Origin of the sequence: Mycolicibacter heraklionensis, from assembly GCF_001021505.1 — a bacterium.
Classification (GTDB): Bacteria; Actinomycetota; Actinomycetes; order Mycobacteriales; family Mycobacteriaceae; genus Mycobacterium; species Mycobacterium heraklionense.
Map to the genome: position 1 here is coordinate 1 of NZ_LDPO01000060.1, position 1,248 is coordinate 1,248.

Here is a 1,248-nt window from a genome sequence, read left to right on the forward strand (position 1 = left end):
GACCAAGTCGCCGCCGAACTCAACGGCCGACCCCGCAAACGACTCGGCTGGCGAACCCCCGCCGAAGAACTCGACCGACTACTGTCAGACCCGTCCACATTTGTTGCAGCGACCGCCTGAATCCAGGGGTCGTCGGCCGACCAAAACGCACACTCGGCGAGCCCGTCACCAGGTTTTCTGGCAGCCACGGCCGATCAGGGCCGCCCCGACTCGGTCTAGGAACCGGTCCGGAGCCACGTGCAGCGTGCGACTGGTCAGCTTGATGTCGATCCAGCCCAGCTCGAGGAGGGCGTTGTAACGCTCGGCGTCACGTTCTCGCTGCTTGGGATCGGTCCAATGGTGCGCGCCTTCGAAGTCGACGCCGACCAGGTGCTCTTTCCACCCCAGGTCGATCACGGCGACGAGTTGCCCGTAGTCCCCGTACACCGGGATCTGGGTCTGCGGTCGCGGGAAGCCGGCGTGCACGAGGAGTAATCGGGTGAGCGATTCGTATGGGGAGTCGGCTCCGCCGTCGACGAGCTGCAACGTCTGGTCGAGCTGTCGCAGGCCGCGGGCGCCCCGGTGGGCGTCAGCCACCGCCATGACCTCCACCGCCTTGAGATCGGTGGCATTCATCAAGGCGTCGATGCGCTGCACCCCTTCGGAGAGACCGAGGTGTCTACCCAGGTCGAACGCTGTGCGCGCAGCCGTCGTCGTCGGCAGCCCGCGTACCTTCCGAGTCTCGCCGGGCAGCAGAGTGTCGCTGTGCACGGTGAGCAGCGGTGGCGCCCGCCGGTTGGCGTGGATGAGCTCGGCGGGCGTGTCCGCGTCGATCCACTTCGCGCCGAGCACCGCCGACGCGGACAGGCCGGCGAGCACCCCGTGGCGGCGTGACCACAGCCAGGCGGCGTGGGCCCGGTGGACGGGAGTCAGGCCCGCCTCGCGTGGCACCCAGACACCGGGATAGATGGTGACATAGTCGCGACGCAGCAGGTCAGGGGTCACGAGGTGAGCGTTCAAGGCTTCTGTCGCCCGAAACGGCCATCGTGGGACTTGCACCACCGCAGGGTTGCATCCAGGGGCGCGCCGGTGTCGACGTCAATCCACAGGCCATCGAGTGTGCGTTTTCGTCGAGAAAACGGCGCCTGGATTCAGGCGGTCGCTGCAACAAATGTGGACGGGTCTGACAGTAGTCGGTCGAGTTCTTCGGCGGGGGTTCGCCAGCCGAGTCGTTTGCGGGGTCGGCCGTTGAGTTCGGCGGCGACTTGG

The 1,248-nt window shown here is 67.1% G+C and carries 1 protein-coding gene and 1 pseudogene; both read right to left on the minus strand.

Annotated elements, in window-relative coordinates; genetic code table 11:
- Window positions 1-165: 165 nt before the first annotated feature.
- Window positions 166-1,038 carry a hypothetical protein gene (locus ABW16_RS23630; protein WP_047321643.1) on the minus strand — a complete coding sequence of 291 codons (873 nt, stop codon included), beginning with the start codon at window positions 1,036-1,038 and terminating at the stop codon, window positions 166-168.
- 92 nt (window positions 1,039-1,130) lie between these two features.
- Window positions 1,131-1,248 (minus strand): annotated as a pseudogene (locus ABW16_RS27660) (IS30 family transposase); the annotation flags it as partial.